The sequence below is a fragment of the Streptosporangium subroseum genome, assembly GCF_900188345.1.
Taxonomy (GTDB): domain Bacteria; phylum Actinomycetota; class Actinomycetes; order Streptosporangiales; family Streptosporangiaceae; genus Streptosporangium; species Streptosporangium subroseum.
Map to the genome: position 1 here is coordinate 155,896 of NZ_FZOD01000006.1, position 21,716 is coordinate 177,611.

A 21,716-nucleotide genomic window follows, 5' to 3' on the forward strand; every position below is an offset into this window, starting at 1 on the left:
TGTCGAGGCGATGTCACATCGCCTGGTGGGGCATCCAGCGTTCGAGACCGTCCGCGTCGAGCGGCAGTTCCGCGGACAGCACCTCGGCGCCGTCCTCCGTGACCACGAGGTCGTCCTCGATGCGGACTCCGATCCCGCGCAGCTCCGGCGGGACCGTCAGGTCGTGGGCGTGGAAGTACAGGCCGGGCTCGACGGTGAGCACCATGCCGGGAGCCATGAGCGCGTCGTGGTAGGCCTCCGGGCGGGAGGCGGCGCAGTCGTGCACGTCGAGACCCAGGTGGTGCCCGATGCCGCAGACGAGGTAGCGGCGGTGGTGCTGACCGTGGTCCGACAGCGCCTCGTCCACGGAGACGGGCAGCAGGCCCCAGTCGTGGAGCCCCTGGGCGATGACCTCCATCGCGGCATGGTGGAAGTCGCTGAACCGGCGGCCGGGAGCCACCTGGGCGAGGGCCGCACGGTGGGACCTCTCCACCAGGTCGTGAACCTGCCGCTGCGCCGGGGAGAACCGGCCGGACGCGGGGAAGGTCCGGGTGACGTCGGCGGTGTAGAAACTGCGAACCTCCACGCCGAGGTCGAGCAGCAGCAGCTCGTCCGGCAGGACGGGGCCGTCGCAACGCACCCAGTGGAGCGTGGGGGCGTGCGCGCCGCTGCCCACGATGCCGGCGTAGCCGGGACCGTTGCCGTACGTCCTGGCGTGCCGGTCGAACGTGCCCTGCAACCAGCGCTCGCCGCGACCCTCGACGGCCGCGGGGATCTCCGCGAGAACCGCGGCGAATCCCTCGACCGTGCGGTCCACGGCCTCGCGGAGCCGGCCGATCTCCCAGTCGTCCTTGATCATGCGCAGTTCGGCCAGGACGCGGCGCAGCTCCTCGGGGTTCTCCACGGAAGGCGCCTCGTCGAGCGGGCGCACCTCGATGCCGAGCGTGGCCGACCAGTCGTCCAGTCCCGGCGCGGCGCCGACCCACAGCTCGCCGTGCATGACGTCACTGAAAAAACCAGGCTCGCCGGGGTACGCCGGGGGCGGCAGGTACAGCGTCGCGTCGCCGCCGCGCATCACGACCACGCCGCCCTCGACGGGACAGCCGGTGAGCCAGTAGAAGTCGCTGTCGGGCCGGAAGTCGTACGCCGTGTCGTTGCTCCGGATCGGGGCGTGCCCCGCGGCGACCGTCACGTCCACGCCGGGCAGCGCGGCCGCGAGCCGCGCCCGGTGCGCGGCGGCCGCCTCGGGCGCGCCCGCGACGACGGGCGGTGTCCGGTCCGGGGTCCCCCATCCCTGTCCCATGTACGCGTTGAACGCCGGGATCTCCGTCAGCTTGGGATGGCTATTCACGTATTCCTCCTCCGATGTCTTGAACGAGCCCGGTCAGGCGAGCGAAGACGCGATCGTCGCCGAGGCCGTCGTGCTCGTACTCGTTGGTCACCCAGGCCTGGGTGTTGCCGACGCGGGCCGCCGTCTCCAGCTGCAGGCCCGCGTCCACGTACATGTCGTCGAAGTAGACGGCCGCGGCGACCGGGACCTCGTTGGCGGCCAATCGGTCCACGTCGTACAGGGGCGGCCAGTCGTCGCGTCCGGCGAGCGCCTCCATCGCGGGACGGAACGGCCGCAGTTCGCGGATCTCCTCGAACATCCAGGGATAGATCATCTCCCCGGTGAACAGCAGCGGCCTGGCGGTCTCCGCGAACTGAGGATGCTCAGAGCGCTCCCGCTCGGCCGCCCTCCAGGAGCCGCGCCCGTAGATGGCCTCCTGCAGCGCCGCGAACAGCGGGTCGTCGCTGTAGGACGAGCGCGCGAGCACCTGGTACAAGAAGACCGACGACAGCTCACCCGCGTTGAAGGCCTCGTCGAGCAGCCAGTGCATGCGTTCGTATCCGGGCTTCATCCCGAAGTCGATGCCGAGCGACTGCAGCCGTCGCACCGTGAGCACGTCGCCGTCGGGCAGCAGGACGTCGCCCTCGGCCAATCGGTCCGCGATCCGCGCGACCTGATCCACCTGGTGCGGATAGCGCCGGTAGAACTCGGCGTTCTTCGCCTCGACGCGGGGATAGGTGCGCCGGTAGACCTCGGCCGCGTCCGGGTCCAGGCTGGGCAGGCCGCCGGTGACGTAACACGCGCTCAGGCCCTCGGGCGCGTGCGACAGGTATGCCATCGTGAGGAAGCCGCCGTAGCTCTGCCCGAGCGTCGACCAGCGCCGCCCGCCGAAGACGGTCTTCCGCAGGTGCTCGGCGTCGGCCACGATCGAGTCGGCGCGGAAGCGGGAGAGATGGTCGGCGGCCTTCGCGGCGTCGTCGAACCCGCTCATCCTGCGGCCGTCGACGCGGGTGCTGCGGCCGGTGCCGCGCTGGTCGAGCAGGACGACCCGGTGGGTCTGCAGCGCCCGCCCGATCCACCCGTCGGCCCTGAGCGGGCGCGGTCCCTTGCCGCCGGGACCGCCCTGCAGGTAGAGCAGGCACGGCAGATCCTCACCCCGCCGCGCCGGGTCGACCAGCTCGCGGGCGAAGACGGAGATCGTCTCCTGGGGGTCCGCCCAGTCGAGCGGCACCTCCGCCACGTGCTCGCGCACGTGCATGCCAGGGATCGTGTAGTTCATCCGGCGGCCCTCCTTCTGCGATCCCACTCGGGGTTGATCCGGGGGATCGCGGCCAGCAGCGTCCTGGTGTACGGGTCCTGGGGGTCGGCGAAGACCCGCTCGCACGGGCCCTCCTCGACGATCCGCCCCTTGCTCATGACCGCCACCCGGTGGGCGATCTGGCGGACGACGGCGAGGTCGTGGGCGATGAAGACATAGCTGAAGCCGCTCTCCCGCTGCAGGCGCCGCAGCAGCTCGATCACCTGCGCCTGCACCGACACGTCGAGCGCGGAGACGGCCTCGTCGCAGATCACCAGCTTGGGATTGACAGCGAGCGCGCGGGCGATACCGATGCGCTGCGCCTGGCCGCCGGAGAACTGCGCGGGGTAGCGCTGCGAATGGTCGGGGTTGAGCCCGACCCGCACCATCAGCTCCTTGGCGAGCGCCCGCTTACCACCCTTGGGCTCCATCCCCTGGTAGACGAGGGGCGCCGTCAGGATGCGCTCGACCGTGTGCCGGGGGTTGAGCGAGGAGAAGGGATCCTGGAAGACCACCTGGACGTTGCCCCGGAATCCGGCCAGGTCAGCGCCCTTCGCGCGGGTCACGTCCCGGCCCTCGAACTCCAGGGTGCCCGCGGTCGGCTCCATCAGCTTGGCCACCATGCGGGCCGTGGTGGACTTGCCGCTGCCCGACTCGCCCACCACGGCCAGGGTCTCGCCGAGCCGCACCTCGAGGCTCACCGCGTCGACGGCGGTGAACTCCTCCTTCCGCCCGAACGGCCCGCGCACGGTGAACCGCTTGGTCAGGTCCCGTGCGCGCAACAGGGGTTCGCTCATGAGACCACCTCGTCGTCGATCCGCGGGATGCTCTCCAGGAGCATCCGGGTGTACTCGTGCCGGGGCTCGGAGAAGACCTGCTCGGCGGTGCCGTACTCGACCTGCTCGCCCTGGCACATCACGAGCACCCGCGCGGCGATCGAGCTGATCACCGCGAGGTCGTGGGTGACGAAGACCATCCCGGTCCCGGTCTCCTTCTGGAGCCCGGCGAGCAGGCGCAGGATCTGCGCCTGGACGGTGACGTCGAGGGCGGTCGTCGGCTCGTCGGCGATGAGGAGCGCGGGGGAGCAGACCAGCGCCATCGCGATCATGATGCGCTGGCGCTGCCCGCCGGAGAACTGGTGGGGGTAGTAGCCCGCCCGCCGGTCCGGCTCGGGGATGCCGACCTGCGCCAGCGCCTCGGCGACGACCTTCCCGGCCGCCTTGCGCGAGCCTCCCCGGTGGGCCCGGTACATCTCCTCGATCTGCAGGCCGACCGTGTAGTACGGATTCAGCGACGACAGTGGGTCCTGGAAGATCATTGAGGCCTGCTCGCCCCGGATCGCGCGCATCTGCCGGTCCGTACGGCCGAGCAGCTCGACGCCGTTCAGCCGGATGCTTCCCCTGGTCACGGCCCCGCGCGGCAGCAGGCCCATGATGGCCAGGCTGGTCATCGACTTGCCCGAGCCGGACTCGCCGACGATGCCGACGGTCTCGTCCCTGCCGACCGTGAACGACACGTCCTTGACCACGTCCACGAGGCCGCGCGTGGTCGGGAAGGTCACCGTGAGGTCCTCCACGACAAGCAGCTCACTCATCGGATCCTCACTCTCGGGTCGAGGCCGGTGTAGACGAGGTCGACCACGACGTTGCCCACCACCACGAAGAACGCCGCGAGGAGGGTGACCGCCATGATCACCGGCTGGTCGTTCTTGGCGATGGAGTCGGCGGCCATCTTGCCGACGCCGTTGAGGCCGAAGACGGTCTCGGTGATCAGTGCTCCGCCCAGCAGCGCGGCGAAGTCCATGCCGAAGATCGTGGTGATCGGCGTGAGCGCGGGCCGCAGCGCGTGCCGCCGCATCGTGAGCACCGGGGCCAGGCCCTTCGACCGGGCCGTGCGCATGAAGTTCTCGGCCAGCGTGTCGATGACGTTCGCCCTGGTCAGCCGCGCGTAGAGGCAGGCGTAGCCGGTAGCCAGGACGATCCACGGCATCAGGTACGACTGCAACCACAACAGGGGGCCGTCGGAGAACGCCACGGCCGAGGGGAACGGCAGGATCTGCAGCTTGACCACCAGGACGTACTGCAGGGCCAGCGCGAGCACGTAGTTGGGGATGCTGGCGCCGCCCAGGGCCAGGCCCATCGTGGTCCGGTCCCACCAGGTGCCCTCCCTGACCGCGCTGAGCAGACCGGCGCCGATGCCGATGACCAGCCAGAGCACGGCCGCGCCGACCGCGACGGTGGCGCTGACCGGGAGCCGGTCCAGGATCATCTCCCACACCGACTGGCTGGTCTGGAAGGAGTAGCCGAGGCAGGGTGCCGGGCAGTGGATCAGGTTCGCGCCCGATCCGTAATCCCGCCCGGCGAACAGCCCGCTCAGGAAGTCCCAGAACTGCGTGAAGAACGGCTGGTCCAGCCCGAGGAGTGTGCGGATCTGCAGGATCCGCTCCGGCGTGCAGGTCTTGCCGCAGATCATGACCGCCGGGTCCGGCGACAGTTTGAAGAAGATCAGGTAGGTGAACAGGCAGACCATGAAGAGGATCAGCACGAGCCCGGCGATCCGGCCTGCGAGGTAACGGGCCATCAGGAGGCTTCTCCCGCGTCGGTGACGGCCCGGATCCGGTCCCCGAGCACGGTGAGGGACAGCACGGTGAGGAAGAGGAAGAGCCCGGGGATCGCGAAGTACATCGGGTCCACCGCGTACCAGCTCACCGAACTGGCGATCATCTGTCCCCACGAGGGGGTCGGCGGGGTGACGCCCACGCCCAGAAAGGACAGCCCGGCCTCGGTGCCGATGTAGCCGGGCACCGCCAGGGTCGTCATGACGATGAGTGAGCTGCGCAGATTGGGCAGGATCTCCTTGAACACCAGGGCGCCCGTGGAGGCGCCCGACGCGCGGGCCGCCTCGACGAACTCCCGGTTCACCAGCGTCAGCGTCTGCCCGCGCACCACCCGTGCGAGGTACGGCCAGCCGAACACGCTGATCACCACGACCAGCAGGACCGCCCGGTTCCCCGACGGCAGCGACGACAGGATCGCGATCATGAAGATCAGCGAGGGGAAGGCCATCAGGAAGTCCATGACCCGGGAGATCACCTGGTCGGCCCAGCCCCCGTAGAACCCGGCGAGCATGCCGAAGACCACGCCGAGCAGGGTGGTCAGCACGGTCGCCGAGATCGCGATCAGGAACGACACGCGAGCGCCGTACATGATGCGGGCGAAGACGTCGCGGCCGTTCTGCGGCTCGACGCCGAACAGGTGCTCGGCGCTGACGCCGCCGAGCGAGCCCCGCGGCAGGCCGCCGAGGTTGGTGTCGATGGCCGCCGCGTCGAAGTCGTTCGGCCCGTGCCCGGTGAGGGCGGTGATCAGCGGTGCGCAGACCGCCATCAGGACGACCAGGGCGAGGAAGCCCGTGCTGAGGACGGCGGCCCAGTCGTGCAGCAGCGCGCCCGCTATCCGGCGTCCCGAGGTGGCGGGCACACCGGGTGTGCCCGCCCCGGGGCCGGCCTTCGCATCGCGCGAGGGTGCGGCGGTGGTCATGGCGTGCGCCTACTTGCCCGGGTCTTTGAGCCCGAGGGAGATGAAGTCGATGCCGCCGGAGAACGCGTCGTTCAGGTAGGCCCCCGCGACGTTGCCGCCGACGATCGTCACGTTCTTCTCGTAGACGAGAGGCACGATCGGCGCCTGCTCCATGATCTGCTTGTCCAGCTCGGCGTACGCGGCGTTGGCGGCGTTGACGTCGGTCATCGCGCCGATCTCGTCGATCCGCTTGTTGATGGCCTCGTCGTTGATCTGGGCGAGGTTCTGGTTGCCCTTGTCGAAGATGTTGCGGCCGTCGAACAGCGGCGGCAGGAAGGTGGCGCCGGACGACCAGTCCGGGCACCAGCCGGTGATGGCCGCGTCGTGCTGCTGCGCCGGGGTGGCGATCACCTCGTAGAAGGTGGACGTGTCGATGTTGTTGATCTTGACGTTGATCTTCAGCGGCTTCAGCGCCTCCTGGATCGCGACCGCCATGCCCTGCTGGCGGGGATCCGGGCGGACGTCCAGGGTCAGGTCGAACCCGTCGCCGAGCCCGGCGTCATCGAGGAGCTGCTGCGCCTTGGCCGGGTCGGTCGGGTACGGGTCGTAGTCCACCCGGCCGACGATGGTCGGCGGCTGGATCGAGGTCGCCTTGTCCGCGAGCGTCGTCCCGCCGTCCCCGGCGACCACGGTGTCCTTGTTGACCGCGTAGTTGATCGCCTGCCGGACCCGCACGTCGCCGAGGGGCTTCTTGGTGGTGTTGAGGCTCATGTAGGTGGTGCAGCCCATGTAGCCGGAGAGCGTGCGTTCCTTGATCTGCGGGGTCTGGATCCGGGCCACCGTGGCCGCCTGGATCGCGCCCGCGGTGGCGTTCGCGTCGGCGCCCTGCCCGGCGAGCATGCGCTCGTCGATGGTCGCGCCGTCGAGCCCGAAGGTGAACTCGAACCCGTCCGCCTTGGCCGGGCGGAGGGTGTCGGAGGAGGCCTTCCAGTACGGGTTGCGGACCAGCTTCAGCGACGCGCCGCGCTGGTAGCTCTCCACCTTGTACGGTCCCGACGCGATCGGCTTGGTGTCGAAGGCGCCTGCCGCCCCCGAACCCTTCGGAAAGGGCACGAAGTTGGGCTGCGCGAGCGCGCTGGCGAAGTCCGCGAACGACTTCTTCAGGTGGAAGACGATCGTCTTGGCGTCCGGGGTCTCGATCGTGTCGAGGTCGCCGGAGACGTACGGGCCCTTGTAGTCCTTGGGCGCGTCGATGAGCAGCCTGGCGTACGGCGAGCCGATCCCGGCCTCCGGGTCCCAGGCGCGCTCGACCCCGAACTTCATGGCCTCGCTGGTGATCGGCGTGCCGTCCTCGAAGAAGATGTCGTCCTTGAGGGTGAACGTCCACGTCTTGTTGTCGTCGCTGCCGGTGCCGGTGGTGGTGGCGAGGTCAGGAACGATCTTCGTGCCCTCCGCTCCCGGACCCGCGCCGAACGTCGTCAGGCCCCGGTAGATGAGCCGATAGAAGTTGTTGACGCCGCCGTCCCAGCCCCGAGCCGGGTCCAGGTGGGAGTAGTCGGCGGTGAGCAGGACGTGGACGGTGCCCCCCGTAGAAGCCGCTGCCGCCCCTGTCGCCGACCCGCCGGCTCCGGAGGCGGGGGCGGAGGCACCGCCACACCCGGTGAGCGCCAGGGCGGTGAACACCGCAACAGTGGCGAGAACTGCCGATCTCCTCATTGCGCCTTCTTTCGATGGGTGAACTCGGGGGTCATGCGTTCCTGACCCATACGCGCATGGCTTCTGGCCGGCGGTTGCCCCAGAGGAAGTGGGGGACGAAGGTCACCGGAACCGCTCCGCCGGGCGCCGGCCGTTCCGCCGGCAACTCGGGGTAGAGCTCGGCGGAGGGCGGCGCGGCCGCCCCCGCCGTCATCCGCAGGACGACCGCGCCCGGCAGCTCGTCCCGCGACCGCTCGACGGTCGCGCCGGCGACCTGCTCGGGGGAGACGACGAGGTCGTCCACCGATACCGGGCAGTCCTGTTGCTCGACGCAGTAGACGAGCGGACCGCGCGCGACGCCGACCGCGCCGCGGGTCGCGTCCAGGTAGGGGTGCGAACCGTGCGCCCTGACCGGCATCGGGACGCCGAGCCGCAGCTCGTCGCCCGCCGCCCAGACGCGCTCGACGGTGAGCCAGCCGTCCTCGGCCCCCTCGACCGGCCGGCCGTTCACCGACGCCGTCACCGAACGGGCCCACGCGGGGACGCGCAGCCGGATCGCGTACGGCCCGTCCGGCGCCCGCTCGACGACGATGCGCACGTCGCCGTCCCAGGGGTAGTCCGTCTCCATCACCAGGGCGATCGAACCGGTCTCGATCCGTGCCCCGGCGTAGGTCGTGATGTGGAGCACGCCCTCACGCTCGGCGGCGACGTAGTCGCCGAGCTGCGCCATCCAGCGGACGATGTTCGGTGGACAGCAGGGACAGCCGAACCAGGACCGGCGCAGCATCTCGCCGCCCGTCTCCGCGCCGCTGCGCTGCTCGTGGTCGGGGCGGCGCTGCAGCGGGTTGTCGTAGAAGAACGCCCTGCCGTCGGCGGACAGGCCCACGGCGTACGCGTTGAACAGCACCCGCTCGAAAACGTCGAGGTACTTCGCGCCTCCGGTCGCCTGGAACATCCGCCACGCCCACTGCATGGTGGCGATCGCGGCGCAGGTCTCGGCGTAGGCGCGCTCGGACGGCAACTCGTAGCGGTCGCCGATCGCCTCGTCGGAGTGGCGGCTGCCGAGACCGCCGGTGAGGTAGAGCTTGGTGGCGACCATGTCGTCCCAGAGCCGGTCGAGCGCCTCGAACAGTGAGCGGTCGCCGGTCTCCAGGTAGATGTCGGTCGCGCCCGCCGCGAGGTAGGCCATCCGTACGGCGTGCCCGATGACCGAGGGCAGCTCGCGGAAGGGCAGGTGGTCCTGGAAGTATTCGGGAGGGAAGATCGTGTGTTTCAGCCTGGCCTGGCCCCGCCGGTCCACGAACAGGCCCGCCTGGACGAGGTAGGCGCGGTCGCCGGTCTCCCTGAACAGCTCGACCAGCGCCATCTCGACCTCGGGGTGGCCGCAGGTGGCCTCCTCCTTGCCGGGCCCGAACCGCTCCACCACCAGGTCGGCGAACCTCACCGCCACGGCGAGCAGCCGCCCGTCGCCCATCCGCCGTCGCGCGGCGACCGCGGCCTGGATGAGGTGGCCCAGGTTGTAGAGCTCGTGGCCCCAGGAGAGGTCCTCCCACGGCTTCTTGGCGCTCGCCGGATCCTGGAAGTAGGAGTTCAGGTAGCCGTCCTCGGCCTGCACGCGTTCAAGCAGCTCGACGACCTCGTCGAAGAACTCCCGGGCCCCGTCCTGCGCGGTGCCGGCGCCGATCTCGTACGCCACCCCTTCGAGGGTCTTGTACAGATCCGTGTCCAGGAACGGGTAGCGGCCACGGTACGGCGGAGCGTCCGTCACGAGGAGGCGCCTCAGGTTGTCCACGTTGCCGGCGGCGCGCAGCTGCTCGATGGTGTGCGGGACCGTGGCGGTGCTGTTGCGGGCCTGCCACTGACGGAGCAGACCACCGGTGATCTGCACGTTGACCTGCTCAAACATCATGAGGGCCCTCAATGCCATGTAGCATTTCACCTGTACTATGTAGCATGGCACTGAACCTTAGAGCCGGGTAAACGGACCGCCAATAGAGCGGAATATTTAGGGCTCATCCGTATCGAAACGGTTATCAAAGCGTGATGTCCGGATCGCCGGCGCCGACGCGGGCCTTGCTCGGGGAAGAGCAGGTCGGGCCGCCGTCGAGGCGGCCGTGACGCGGCCTGCGTGATCACGCTCGCGCCTTTCCGGGCGCCTCTTCTGGGCCGGTGCCGTCAGGGTTGTCACCCCTCCGCGGAGTCGGCCGCCACATTCGGGCAAGCCGACGGTGCGCGGCGCCATGGACGAGACCGTCGTACGGCTCGCGTCGCGCCGGGTCTTTCCTCGCGGCCCTTGACTTCTTTCATCACAGCTCTTGACGGGAATTATGAGATCGTTAACACTCTCGACCATGAGATGTGAACGTGGTCGCGCATCGGCCGTTCAATGGATGCGGTGATTCGATGTCGTAGATCATTTCCTGCCGTAAGCATGCTATGAGCAGGTGTTTTGTGTTTTCCTTCCGCTTGCGCCATTCCGTCGGCGGGCGGTTTGGCCTAATCAGTAGTCGCTGGTGAGCGCATATTCGCCCGGTCCTTCGCGGCGGATAAATGTTAACGCTAACAACAAATTTTCAACGCAGGCCGACCTCGATCCCTCATTTCCGCGGACACCGCCGGATGAGAAACCTCAGACCAGATCTCGAGCCACAGACGAGGACAGTGAAATGACGAATCCCATGCTCCGGCGTGATGTGCTGCGCCTGGCCGCACTGGCGGCCGCCACCCCCTCCGCACTCGCCCTGGCCCCCCTGGGCGGAGCGGGGACGGCTCAGGCCGCCACCCGTACAGTGGCCGCCGCCATGGTTCCGCCGCCGCGGAACGCCCCCGCGGCACCCGCCGCCTGGGTCGTGAAACCGTTCGCCAACAGCCAGGTCACGCTGGGCGAAAGCCTGTTCGCCGCCAACCGGGACCGGATTCTGAACTTCCTGAGGGCCTATCCGGCCGACCGGATGCTGGCCAACTTCCGGGCCAACGCCGGGCTGGACACGCTGGGCGCCCAGCCGCCCGGCAGCTGGGACGACGCGACCGGCAACCTGCGCGGTCACTACAGCGGGCACTTCCTCAGCGCCCTAGCACTGGCCTACTCGGGCTCCGGCGACGACTTCTACAAGGACAAGCTCGACTACATGGTCACGGCGCTGGGCCAGTGCCAGGACGCGCTCGCCGCCACGGTCGGGCAACCGGCTCCTCCCGCCGCGCCCGTCGCCAGGGTGAGCGGGAAGTTCGGCCAAGCGGTGAAACTCAACGGCTCCCAGTACGTGTCACTGCCCACAGGCATAGTGAGCGGCCTCGGCGACTTCACCATCGCCCTGTGGCTGAACCCGGCGGCGATCAGCACCTGGTCAAGGATCTTCGACTTCGGCACCGGTACCACCCGCAACATGTTCCTGGCCGTGAGCGCGGGCTCCGCGCCGAGATTCGCGATCACCACCGCCGGCGGTGGCGGCGAGCAGCGGATCAACGGCACCGGCCAGCTGGCCACGGACCGATGGACCCATGTCGCGGTCACCCTGTCCGGAGGCACCGGGACGCTCTACGTCGACGGCGCGCCGGTCGGCACGAACCCCGGCATGACCCTCCAGCCGTCCAGCCTCGGTTCGACCGGCAACAACTGGATCGGAAAGTCCCAGTACGGCGACGCGTACCTGAGGGCCTCCGTCGACGAGTTCCAGATCTACGACCGCGCGTTGACCGAGGCCGAGGTTCGGGCCCTGATGACAGACGCGGACGGAGGGCTGGGCGGGGGGAATGCGGCCTGGTATCGATTCGAGGATGAGAGCGGGGAGACCGCGGCCGATTCCTCGGGGAGGGGGCAGGACGCCCGGCTGGTCTCCGAAGCCGGCGGGCACCCCGGCCCGAGCCACCCCGGCTTCCTGGCCGCCTACCCCGAGACGCAGTTCATCCTGCTGGAGCAGTACGCCACCTACCCCACCATCTGGGCGCCCTACTACACCTGCCACATGATCATGCGAGGGCTGCTCGACGCCCACGAGTTCGCCGGCAACAAGCAGGCGCTCGACATCGTCATGAAGATGGGCGACTGGGTTCACAGCAGGCTGGGCCACCTTCCTCGGGTCCAACTGGATCGCATGTGGGGCATCTACATCGCCGGCGAGTACAACGGCATGAACGCGGTGATGGCCGACCTCCACGCCCTGAGCGGCAAGCAGGAGTATCTCGCGACGGCGAAGTGCTTCGACAACACCGCGCTCTTCACGGCCACCGTCGCCAACCAGGACACGCTGGACAGGAAACACGCCAACCAGCACATCCCCCAGTTCATCGGCTACCTGTCGGTCTTCGAACAGTCCAGGGAACGCGACTACTACACCGCCGCCGTCAACTTCTGGGACATGGTCGTCCCCCATCGCACGTTCACCGACGGCGGACTGGCCGGCCCGAGCGACAACGGCGAACTCTTCGGAGCACGCGATGTCATCGTGGGTTCCCTGGGGACCAACAACGCCGAGACATGCTGCAACTACAACATGCTGAAGCTGAGCAGGGGCCTTTTCTTCCACACCGCGGACCCGAAGTACATGCAGTACTACGAACGGGCTCTCTACGGTCAGATCCTCGCCTCGCGCCGCAACGTCGACAGCGCCACGGACCCGCTGCTGACCTACTTCATCCCCATGCGGCCGGGCGCCTCGCGGAGTTACGGCAACCTCGGGACCTGCTGCGGCGGCACCGGGCTGGAGAGCCACACCAAGTTTCAGGACTCGATCTACTTCCGGTCCGCGGACGACTCGACGCTGTACGTGAACCTCTACATGGCCTCGGTGCTGAGCTGGCCGGAGAAGGGCTTCACGATCAAGCAGTCGACGGACTATCCGACCGACCCCACGGGCACGACGACGCTCACGGTGCAGGGCTCGGGCCGGCTGACGGTGAAGCTCCGGGTGCCCTACTGGGTGGAGAAGGGCTTCACGGTGCGGGTCAACGGGGACGAGCAGAGGATCAACGCCAAACCCGGCGGTTACGTCACGCTCAACCGGCGCTGGAGCCGGGGGGACAAGATCAAGATATCGATGCCGTTCACCCTGCGCGTCGAGAAGGCACTGGACATCCCGACCACCCAGAGCATCGCCTACGGCCCCGTTCCGATGGCCGCCGCGAGCAACGAGACCACCTACCGGGAATTCTCCCTCTACAAGGACTTCACCCTGTCCGGGGACCTCACGGACGCGATCACGTCTACCGCGCCGATGAACTTCACGACAAACGGTCTGCCGCTGGTTCCCCTCTACGTCAACGACACCAACCGCTACCACGCGTACTTCCATCGCGTCGAGCCGAAGATCGTCTTCGGGACGGTGGATTCCGGCGTGCCGAACTACGAACGAGACGACGCGGTGACGTTCCTCGACGCAGTCTGGGCCAAGGCCCCCTTCGACAACCGCGAACGGTTCCGGTCCACGGTGGACCGCACCGCTGGGGAATGGGTTCGCGCCGACCTGATGACACCCGATGAGAGGAAAAAGGTGGTCTCCGCCGCCGCCCAGGCCAAGCTGCGCCGCTGAACCGTGCTCGCCCGATGCCCTACCTTGGCCGATCGTCGACCTTGATCTTGTCTCCAGTGTCGGAGATGAAGATGACCAGCAGCTTCGCCGGTTGTGTCCGGCTGGTGTTCTCCGCGAGCAGATGGTGGGCGCCCGGCGGCTCGACCCAGTCCTCGCCTTGGCGGTAAGTGCGCGCCGGCTCGCCACCGAGCTGGCTGCGCACGGTGCCCTCGAGCACGTAGGCGTAGACGAAAGCGTTGCCGTGCCGATGCGGCACCGCACGTGCGGCGGGCGGGAAGTCCACGATCGCCGAGGTGAACGTCTTGCCCTTGACGTTCGGAAGCGCCTGTTCCAGGAGGGGAGACAGCTTGTCGGACGGTGGCTGCGAAGACGATGACTGCGAAGCCGTGGCGGCAACGGGCAACGCGCCGGTCGCGTGCTCCACCGCGGGAGCGCATGCGGTGGCCGCGGCCACCAGGCCGCCGGCGAGAAAGCCACCGGCAATCCGTACCCGGACCATGACGGCTCTCCTATCCTGCTCGGACCTTTGGGGAGCACGGGAATCGCGAGGTGTCCCGGCTTCCGCCCGAAGGGTTCGCGTTGCTGCTTGTGTATCCCTGTCCAGGCATTTCGATGCCTAACCGCGGGCGAATCCAAGCCTTGGCGATGGTCCGCTCAAGTCCCTGACAAGGGCGGTCCTAAACTGAAACCCATGACTGAGCAGCACCGCGTCAACGTCGGCAAGCAGCACCCGGCCAGTTACAAGGCTCTCATCGCCCTGTCGACGGCGGTGGAGGAGAGCGCCGCGGCGGCAGGTCTCGACCCGCTCCTGGTCGAGCTGGTGAAGATCCGCACGTCCCAGATCAACGGCTGCGCGTTCTGCCTGCGCATGCACACCCGTGACGCGCTCAAGAAGGGCGAGAGCACGGACCGCCTCGCGGTGCTGCCCGCGTGGGCGGAGACCGGTTACTTCTCCGAGGTCGAGCGCGGGGCCCTGCGCCTGGCCGAGGCGATCGCGCGGGTGTCGGACGGTCAGGTGAGCGATGCGGACTACGCGGCGGCCGCCGCGGTGCTCTCCGAGGATCAGGTTTCGGCGGTTACGTGGTTGTCGACGGTCATGAACGCCTTCAACCGTGTGGCGATCACGAGCCGCTACACCGTCGCCGACTGAGCCGGCCCGCGCCGTCCGCGCGCGTGGCCGGCTATTCCCCTTCCGTGACCCTGATGATGGTCTTGCCGGGGGTGCGCTGGGCGGGCGCGAACGCGGAGGGCGCCTCGGCGAGCGTCCGCACGGCCCCGACGATCGGGCGGAGTCGTCCGTCCCGGACCCGTCGGATCAGGTCCGCGAGCCGGGCGCGATCGGGCTCGACGACAAAGAAGATCGCCTGCCCGTCTCGGGGCCGGATCGTGGGTGGCGAGGCGATGGTGACGAGCGTGCCGCCGGCGCGCACCAGCGCGGCCGAGCGGTCCAGGATGTCACCGCCGATCACGTCGAGCACCACGTCGACCTGACCGGCGTCTTCAAGGGGATCGGCCTGCAGGTCCAGGAACACGTCAACGCCGAGACCGAGTGCCGTGTCCCTGTCGCCGGCCCTTCCGGTGCCGATCACCCGGGCTCCCGCCTCGCGTGCGAGCTGCACCGCGATGGAACCGACGCCGCCCGCGGCGCCGTGGATCAGGACGGTCTGCCCGGTGGCGAGGCGGCCGTGTTCGAACAGGCCCTGCCACGCGGTCAGCCCTGAGATCGGCAGGGCGGCGGCCACGGTGTGGTCGACGTCGGCCGGCAGCGGCGCGAGGTTGCGGGCCTCCACCGCCGTGTACTCGGCCAGCGAGCCGTTGCGGGCCCAGTCGGTCAGCCCGAACACCCGCTGGCCGACGGTCAGGCCGGTGGTTCCGTACCCCAACTCGGCGACGACACCCGACACCTCATGCCCGGGCACGCTGGGCGTCCGGTCGCGGCCCGCGCGATCGGACCATGTTCCCGGCCAGTCGAGCTCTCCGGGGGTGAACCCCGCGGCATGCACCCGAACGATGACGTCGTTCTCAGCGGCGTGGGGATACGGCTCCTCTGTCAGGGAGAGCCCAGTCAGACCGGCGGCGCGGTCTCGGACGGTGATGGCTCGCATAACAGATCCTTGCCGTTGGAGGAGAGATCGAACAGGACGAATGTACAGGGCCTCGACCAGGGTTCGTTCTACGGGCTCACAACGCCGTGTAAACCTCTGCTGACCTGCGAATGTTCGGGTGTTCCCCGATATTTCCCTCCGTGGTGATCTGGGAGAGGGCCCGCCGTCGAACTCGAGGAGGACGCTGGGGCACATAACGGGATAAGGCATATTTATAGATCAAAAAGTAGGAAACATGCCTTCTGATCGCCAGGAAGGATTCACCGGGGGGTGGAGTAGCGCCTGAATACTCGACGCGCCACTGAGATCGTCGAGAGGATCGGACATGACGTTCCCCACTGCACGCCGAGCCGTGCGGTCGCTGGTCGCCGTCGCCGTGATAACGGCAGGCCTGGCCGCCGGCACCGCCGGCGCCCACGCCGAGGACGACCCCCGGGTCGAGCAGGTCCGGCAGTTGATAGCCGCGCTGAAGCCGCTGGTGAAGCAGCCGATATGTGACCAGGTGCCGGAGCCGGAGCGCTGGGTCAACGCCGGAACCCCGGACAAGGGCTCCGCCAACGTGCTGATCTCCGCTCACCGGGGAGCGAACACCCTCGCTCCCGAGAACACCCTGAAGTCGTACGAGTACGCCTTCGCCTACGGTGTCGACATGGTCGAGGTCGACGTCCAGCAGACCAAGGACGGGCGTTTTGTCGCGCTGCACGACTCCACGGTCGACCGCACGACCAACGGCACCGGCAACATCGCGGACCTGACCTTCGACGAGGTGCGAGCCCTCAACGCCGCCGACTACGAGCCTTGGAAGGGCGGCGAGTACGACCCGGCACAGATCGCCTCGCTGGAGGAGATCCTCGCCCTCGCCAAGCGGGCCGGTCGCGGTGTCGAGCTCGACGTCAAGGGGTCGGTGACCGAGGAGGGCAAGGTCGCCGAACTGGTGGGCAAGTACGGTCTCACCGAGGAGTCGATCTGGAACTCGGGCGACCCTCGGATCCTGGTCGCCGAGCCCGGTTCCCGGATCATCTACAACCGCGACACCTGGGAGCCCGGCTTCCTGATCTACGAGATCGGGCAGGTCGCCAAGGTGTACGGCTCGACGCTGGCCGAGTACTCGCCCGAGTCCATCGCCGCGGCCCATGACGCGTGCGCGGTCGTCATGCCGCACGCCTACGACGCCGGCCCCGACCAGGAGGTGGCCCAGTTCCAGCTCGCCCGTTCGATGGGCGCCGACGGAGTCCAGACCAACCAGCCCGCCCTCATCGTGGCCGCGGCCGGAGAGGCGGTCGACTCCAAGCTTGTCGTCCGCGGCGGCAAGGACCACGATGACAACGGTCACGGTGACAACGACCGCGGCGGCAAGGGTCATGGCGACAAGGGGCATGGCGACAAGGGGCACGGCGATGAGGTCTGCCTGGTCAACGCCGACAACGGCCTGGGCTTCCCCGGCAAGACGGTGAGCCTGACCAAGGGCAACGGCAAGGGCAAGAAGTCGATCGACCTGGTCACCGGAGACGGCGGCTGCGCGACCGTGCCTGCCGTGAACTGGCGAGGCGCGTCGATGTCGTTCGCCGGCGACGGCGCCGTGCACGCGTCCCGCGGGAAGTTCGTGCCGAGCAACCACTGAGTCGGATCGAGGCGGGGGCGCTCACCGTGTACACGGTGAGCGCCCCCGCCTTTTTGCGACCCGTCGACGAATTCCTCGTTCCGCCCGATGACGCCGCATCTCGCGGCGTAGGCCCGGTTCCGACAAGGCAGTCGGGCGATCGGACAGGTGCCGGGCGGGGTCACTCGGCCTGGTTGGCCATGGCGGTCGTAGCGGTGCCCGGGGGTCTGCACTCGGCGACGGAGACGCCTCGGCTCCGGGGCACCAGCAGCACCGCGAAGGCGGCCATGACCAGCGTCACGCCGAGCATTCCGAAACCGTTGGTGTATCCGGCTTCCTCGGGCAGGCCGTCGGGGCGGAGATCGGCCGTGACGACCCCGGCCATCAGCGCCGTCCCGATCGATCCGCCGACCGTGCGGATGTTGGCGTTCATGCCGCTCGCGACGCCCGTCTGGGCGGGCGGGACCGCGCCGACGATGAGGCTGGACATCGCCGAGAAGGCGAAGCCGAAGCCGGCACCCATGATCGTGGTGGCGAGGTACAGCTCCCACTCCTCGCTGCGGGCGAAGGTGAGCAGCGCCACGGACGCGAGGCTGACGAGCAGGCCGAGCATCACCACGGCCCGTTCGCCGATTCGCCGTGAGAGCCCACCGGTGATCATGCCGGCGAGGAACATGGTGATGGGCTGCGGCAGGACCATGAGTCCCGACTGGGTGACACTCGCGCCGAATCCGTACCCCGCCGACGTCGGGGTCTGGACGAACACCGGCACGAAGGCGAAGAGGGCGTACATGGCCACACCGACCAGGAGCGCGATCAGGTTGTTCGTCCACACCGCCGGCTGCCGCATCATGGCCATGTCGATGAGAGGCCGCGCCGAGCGCTTTTCCACCCGGATCCAGGCGAGCGCCACCCCGACGGCCACCACGAGCAGGACGATCACCTCGCCCGAACCCCAGCCCCGGTCGGGTGCCCTGCCGACCGCCACCAGCAGCGCGACGAGCCACCCGGACATCAGGACGGCGGGCAGCAGGCCGATCCGGCCGGGGGAGCGGCCGGGAGACTCGGGGAGCAGGAAGTGCGCGGCGACGGCGGAGGCCGCGGTGAGGATCATCGGCAGCCAGAACAGCCACGGGTAGCCGAGCGCGCCGACGATCGGACCGGCGAGCACGATCCCCGCGGCGCCGCCCGCCGCGGTCAGCGAGGCGATGGCGCCGACCGCTCCGGACACCTTCTCCCGGGGGAACTCGTCCCGGACGATACCGAAGGCCAGGGGCAGCACACCGCCGCCGATGCCCTGGATCGCCCGGGCGATGATCAGCACCGTGACGTCGGTCGCCAGAGCCGCCAGCAGAGCGCCCAGCGAAAGCGCGATCAGGGCCGCGACGAAGACCCGCTTCTTCCCGATCAGGTCGCCGGCGCGACCCATGATCGGCGTGAAGATCGAGGCCGAGAGCAGATAGGCGGTGAGCACCCAGGTCACCGTGGACCGGCCGGTGTGCAGCTCGCTCTGGATCGTGGGCAGCACGGGGGTGACCAGCGACTGGAGCAGGGAGTAGGTGACGATGCCCGCCGTGAGGACCGCGAAGGTGACGTGGTGATGAGGACGTCCGACCTCGGTTGTCATGAAATCTCTTTCCAACGACCAGAAGGTCGGTCGATGACACGCCGCTGACCCACCACGGATCAGCGGCGTGCGGTGTCCCGTCTCCGGTCAGGCGTTCTGTGCCGCGAAACCGGATCGCCAGGTCGTGTGCTCGGGTTTCCATCCTCGGGAGCGGGCCAGCGCGTTGGAGGCCCCCCGTGCCCAGCTCTGCCGCCCCGGCCTGGCTTCGGGCGCCGGCAGGCCCAGAGCGGCGGCCAGGACCGGCAGCCACTCGCGAGCCTGCGCCGGCTCGTCGTCGACGATGTTGACGGGCCCGGCCGACCAGTCGAGAGCGGCGACGGCGGCACTCGCGGCATCGGCGACGTGCACGAACGACATCACGGAAAGATCCGCCTCGATGCTTCCGAGGAAACGCGCGTCCGGATCACCGGCCAGAGCCGCGGCCACGGCGCCACCCGGCGCGTACCAGGTGCCGGGGCCGTACAGAATGCCGTACCGCAACAGCACCGCCACGTCCATCTCCGCCGCCGTGTCCTCCAGCGCCCGGACACCGTCCACCATCGCTCCTCGCGGCCCCGCGGCCCCGAGGTCGAGCGGTACGGTCTCGTCGGCCGGACCCTCTCCCGGCGCGTACACCCAGGAGATCGACTGCGCGACGATCCTCTCCACCCCGGCGGATCTGGCCGCGTCCACCAGATTGCGCGTCCCGTCCCGCCGCAGCCGGTCGGTCGCCTCCCCATCGGCGTCCGACAGATCCGTGAGCTGGTGGATCATCACCTCCGGGGCGGCCACCGCCACCGCCTGGCGCAGACCGTCCCGATCCAGCACGTCCACCTGAACGGCCGACGCGCCCTGACGCCGCACCCGCTCGGCTCCCGCAAGCGTGCGAGAGATCCCCGTGACCTGATGTCCCGCGTCCAGCAACAGCGGAACGAGCAGCCGGCCAACCGCACCGGTGGCCCCCGCAACCACAACACGCATGACAACCCCCCTCTGCCCGACTCGGAAACCCGCCTCGCAACGGAGGCGTTCCGTGCCCTCACGTGCTTCGTTCCTCGTCATACCGGCAACGTTACGCGTCCGGTGGCCCTGGAATATGGGCCATTTCCATGACGGATTCCCGGGCCAATTCTCTGGCCCGCCCACCGGCCGCCGCCCGGCGGGTCCGTCATGGGCACGATCACGGCGGCGATGCCGAAGACCGGAGCCTCGGCCGGATCGTGCGTGTCCCTACACGGCGTTTCGTGTGGCCGTGAGCGCGTACTCCCAGAGGCGGTCCGCGGCGGCGGGGTCGACGGACCACCTGGCCACGCCTACCATCGCCCCGGGGCCACCCGCCGCCATGAGCGCGGGGCCGTCCTCGACGAGCTCGGCCTCCCGGTTGTCTTCGAAGTAGCGTCCGGTCACGCCTTCGAGGAGCGGTGACGCGGCCAGCAGGGTGGTGGTGGCGGCCCCTTGCTCGGGCGTTTTGTAGTAATCCGGAGTGGCCACGTTGCCGTCCGCGTCCCGGGCGCCGAGCACCTGCAGGGTGGCCGTGTCCAGGTGGCGTCCCAGATTCGTGTGGATCGTCCCCGGAGCGCAGGAGTTGGCGTGGATGCCGTCCTTCGCCCATCGGCGGCTGATCCCGACGGCGAGAAGCACGGTGGCCGCCTTCGACTGCGCGTAGGCGGCGAGAGGGTCGTACGGTCGGCGCTCGAACTGCGGATCGTCGAAGTCGAAGCCCATGAGCAGCTGCGCACCGGAACTGACCGTGACCACGCGCGCCCGCTCCGCGGACTGAAGGGCCGTCCGCAAGCCGGTCACCAGGGCGAAATGGCCGAGGTAGTTGGTGGCGAGTTGCATCTCCCAGCCCTGCGCGTTGACCTGGCGTTCGGGAAGCATCATGACGCCCGCGTTGGCGATGATGGCGTCCACGGGGCCGTTCCACGCGGCGCAGAAGGCGCGTACCGACTCCAGGTCGGCGAGGTCGAGGGCGGCGACCTCGGTTTTGGGGAACTCCTCGAGGATCGGTTCGGCGAGGGCGGGGTTGCGGGTGGCGATCGTGACGTGCGCGCCGGCACCGGCGAGAGCGCGGACCGTTTCGGTCCCCAACCCCGATGCGCCTCCCGTAACGATCATGCGGCGTCCGGTCAGGTCAACCCCGGCCAGAACCTCTGCCGCGGTGGCACGCGCGGGGAAAGGAGTAGTGATGAGTGTCATGAGCTTTTTCGTTCCTTCATAGAGGTGCCGGCGCGGTTTGCCGCGCCGGCCGGACAAGATCCGGCGGGTGAGCCTCGGTGTCGAACCGGCGGGCGGGGTTGGCCGAGCCCCCGCCGCGAGAACCGAGGAGAGCGATCACCAGCCCGGCGGACAGTCCGATGGCGTACGGCAGCGGACGACGGTCACCGCGAGGAACAGCGGGGCGGTGGTGAGCACGAACTCGTCGGCGGCGCGCGCCAGGGCAGCCGGTCCTGAAGAGGGGAAGCGGTACCCGCTATGATCTTCTTACGCGTCGCGCCCGGCCGTTCCGGCTCGGTCACGGACTTCTTGTCCGGTCCGGCGGCCGGGTTGGGAGCGGCCGGTGCGCTAGGCGCTCGGCGTGTGGTGACCGGGGACCAGCCGGGTGGACACCCCGAAGCGGTTCCACGCGTTGATCGTCGTGATCGCGACGATGAGGCAGGCCAGTTCGGTCTCGTCGAACTCGTTCGCGGCCCTCGCGTACACCTCGTCCGGGACGAATCCGTCCGTGAGCACGGTGATCGCCTCGGTCAGCTCGATCGCCGCGATCTCCTTCGCCGTGTAGAAGTGCTTCGACTCCGTCCACGCGTCGAGCTGGATGATCCGCTCCGCCGACTCGCCGGCCGCCAGCGCGTCCTTGCTGTGCATGTCCAGGCAGAAGGCGCAGTGGTTGATCTGGGACGCGCGGATCTTGACCAGGTTGAGCAAGGTCGGCTCGACGCCCTGCCTCGCGGCCGTGTCAAGACGGATCATGGCCTTGTAGGCCTCGGGAGCGAGCTTTGCCCAGTCCAGGCGCGGTGCGTGTTCCGGGAGGCGTTCCATGCTTCTGTGTGCTTCGTTCGTCATA

17 protein-coding genes are annotated in these 21,716 nt (G+C 69.0%); 3 read left to right on the top strand and 14 right to left on the bottom strand.

Features of this window, described 5'->3' with window-relative positions:
• Positions 1-13: 13 nt before the first annotated feature.
• The 8 genes from CHC08_RS08660 to CHC08_RS08695 are packed head-to-tail and all read right to left on the bottom strand — an operon-like array spanning position 14 to position 9,725.
• Positions 14-1,330 carry an aminopeptidase P family protein gene (locus tag CHC08_RS08660; protein WP_218825176.1) on the bottom strand — a complete coding sequence of 439 codons (1,317 nt, stop codon included), beginning with the start codon at positions 1,328-1,330 and terminating at the stop codon, positions 14-16.
• Entirely contained in the window at positions 1,323-2,588 is a 1,266-nt protein-coding gene (locus tag CHC08_RS08665; RefSeq protein ID WP_089206661.1) for an alpha/beta fold hydrolase, read from the bottom strand. Before CHC08_RS08665 ends, CHC08_RS08660 begins: the two co-directional genes overlap by 8 nt.
• Entirely contained in the window at positions 2,585-3,403 is an 819-nt protein-coding gene (locus tag CHC08_RS52755; protein WP_089206662.1) for an ATP-binding cassette domain-containing protein, read from the bottom strand. Before CHC08_RS52755 ends, CHC08_RS08665 begins: the two co-directional genes overlap by 4 nt.
• The gene (locus CHC08_RS52760) at positions 3,400-4,200 is read right to left on the bottom strand and encodes an ABC transporter ATP-binding protein (RefSeq protein ID WP_089206663.1); all 801 of its coding nucleotides are present in this window, start codon (positions 4,198-4,200) and stop codon (positions 3,400-3,402) included. Before CHC08_RS52760 ends, CHC08_RS52755 begins: the two co-directional genes overlap by 4 nt.
• Positions 4,197-5,186 carry an ABC transporter permease gene (locus CHC08_RS08680; RefSeq protein WP_089206664.1) on the bottom strand — a complete coding sequence of 330 codons (990 nt, stop codon included), beginning with the start codon at positions 5,184-5,186 and terminating at the stop codon, positions 4,197-4,199. Before CHC08_RS08680 ends, CHC08_RS52760 begins: the two co-directional genes overlap by 4 nt.
• Positions 5,186-6,142 carry an ABC transporter permease gene (locus CHC08_RS08685; RefSeq protein WP_089206665.1) on the bottom strand — a complete coding sequence of 319 codons (957 nt, stop codon included), beginning with the start codon at positions 6,140-6,142 and terminating at the stop codon, positions 5,186-5,188. The genes CHC08_RS08680 and CHC08_RS08685 overlap by 1 nt, the downstream gene beginning before the upstream one ends.
• Positions 6,143-6,151: 9 nt before the next feature.
• A complete protein-coding gene (locus CHC08_RS08690; RefSeq protein WP_089206666.1) occupies positions 6,152-7,837 on the bottom strand; it encodes an ABC transporter substrate-binding protein in 1,686 nt (561 codons plus the stop codon).
• Between the two features lie 31 nt (positions 7,838-7,868).
• Positions 7,869-9,725 (bottom strand): glycoside hydrolase family 127 protein, encoded by a 1,857-nt coding sequence (locus CHC08_RS08695; protein WP_218825177.1) that lies wholly within the window; start codon positions 9,723-9,725, stop codon positions 7,869-7,871.
• 757 nt (positions 9,726-10,482) lie between these two features.
• On the opposite strand from CHC08_RS08695, the gene CHC08_RS08700 reads away from it, so the two are divergent.
• Positions 10,483-13,341, top strand: a complete 2,859-nt coding sequence (locus tag CHC08_RS08700) for a beta-L-arabinofuranosidase domain-containing protein (RefSeq protein ID WP_089206668.1) — start codon at positions 10,483-10,485, stop codon at positions 13,339-13,341.
• A 19-nt stretch (positions 13,342-13,360) separates the two neighbouring features.
• Here the strand turns inward: CHC08_RS08700 and CHC08_RS08705 are convergent, their stop codons facing one another.
• Positions 13,361-13,840, bottom strand: coding sequence for a cupin domain-containing protein (locus CHC08_RS08705; RefSeq protein WP_089206669.1), 480 nt, complete (start codon positions 13,838-13,840; stop codon positions 13,361-13,363).
• A 192-nt stretch (positions 13,841-14,032) separates the two neighbouring features.
• On the opposite strand from CHC08_RS08705, the gene CHC08_RS08710 reads away from it, so the two are divergent.
• On the top strand, positions 14,033-14,491 hold the full coding sequence (locus CHC08_RS08710) for a carboxymuconolactone decarboxylase family protein (protein WP_089206670.1): 459 nt from the start codon (positions 14,033-14,035) through the stop codon (positions 14,489-14,491).
• Positions 14,492-14,522: 31 nt separating this feature from the next.
• Here CHC08_RS08710 and CHC08_RS08715 read toward each other — a convergent pair whose 3' ends face one another.
• On the bottom strand, positions 14,523-15,446 hold the full coding sequence (locus CHC08_RS08715) for an NADP-dependent oxidoreductase (RefSeq protein ID WP_089206671.1): 924 nt from the start codon (positions 15,444-15,446) through the stop codon (positions 14,523-14,525).
• 325 nt (positions 15,447-15,771) lie between these two features.
• Between CHC08_RS08715 and CHC08_RS50595 the strand changes: the two genes are divergently transcribed.
• Positions 15,772-17,067, top strand: a complete 1,296-nt coding sequence (locus tag CHC08_RS50595) for a glycerophosphodiester phosphodiesterase (RefSeq protein WP_089206672.1) — start codon at positions 15,772-15,774, stop codon at positions 17,065-17,067.
• A gap of 160 nt (positions 17,068-17,227) precedes the next feature.
• Here the strand turns inward: CHC08_RS50595 and CHC08_RS08725 are convergent, their stop codons facing one another.
• From CHC08_RS08725 to CHC08_RS08740, 4 genes are all read right to left on the bottom strand, one after another.
• Entirely contained in the window at positions 17,228-18,673 is a 1,446-nt protein-coding gene (locus CHC08_RS08725) for an MFS transporter (RefSeq protein WP_089206673.1), read from the bottom strand.
• A gap of 87 nt (positions 18,674-18,760) precedes the next feature.
• Positions 18,761-19,633, bottom strand: coding sequence for an NAD-dependent epimerase/dehydratase family protein (locus CHC08_RS08730; protein ID WP_089206674.1), 873 nt, complete (start codon positions 19,631-19,633; stop codon positions 18,761-18,763).
• Positions 19,634-19,882: 249 nt separating this feature from the next.
• Positions 19,883-20,851, bottom strand: a complete 969-nt coding sequence (locus tag CHC08_RS08735; RefSeq protein WP_089206675.1) for an SDR family NAD(P)-dependent oxidoreductase — start codon at positions 20,849-20,851, stop codon at positions 19,883-19,885.
• A gap of 366 nt (positions 20,852-21,217) precedes the next feature.
• Positions 21,218-21,715: a carboxymuconolactone decarboxylase family protein gene (locus CHC08_RS08740; protein ID WP_089206676.1), complete on the bottom strand. Its 498-nt coding sequence runs from the start codon at positions 21,713-21,715 to the stop codon at positions 21,218-21,220.
• Between the last annotated feature and the right edge of the window lies 1 nt (position 21,716).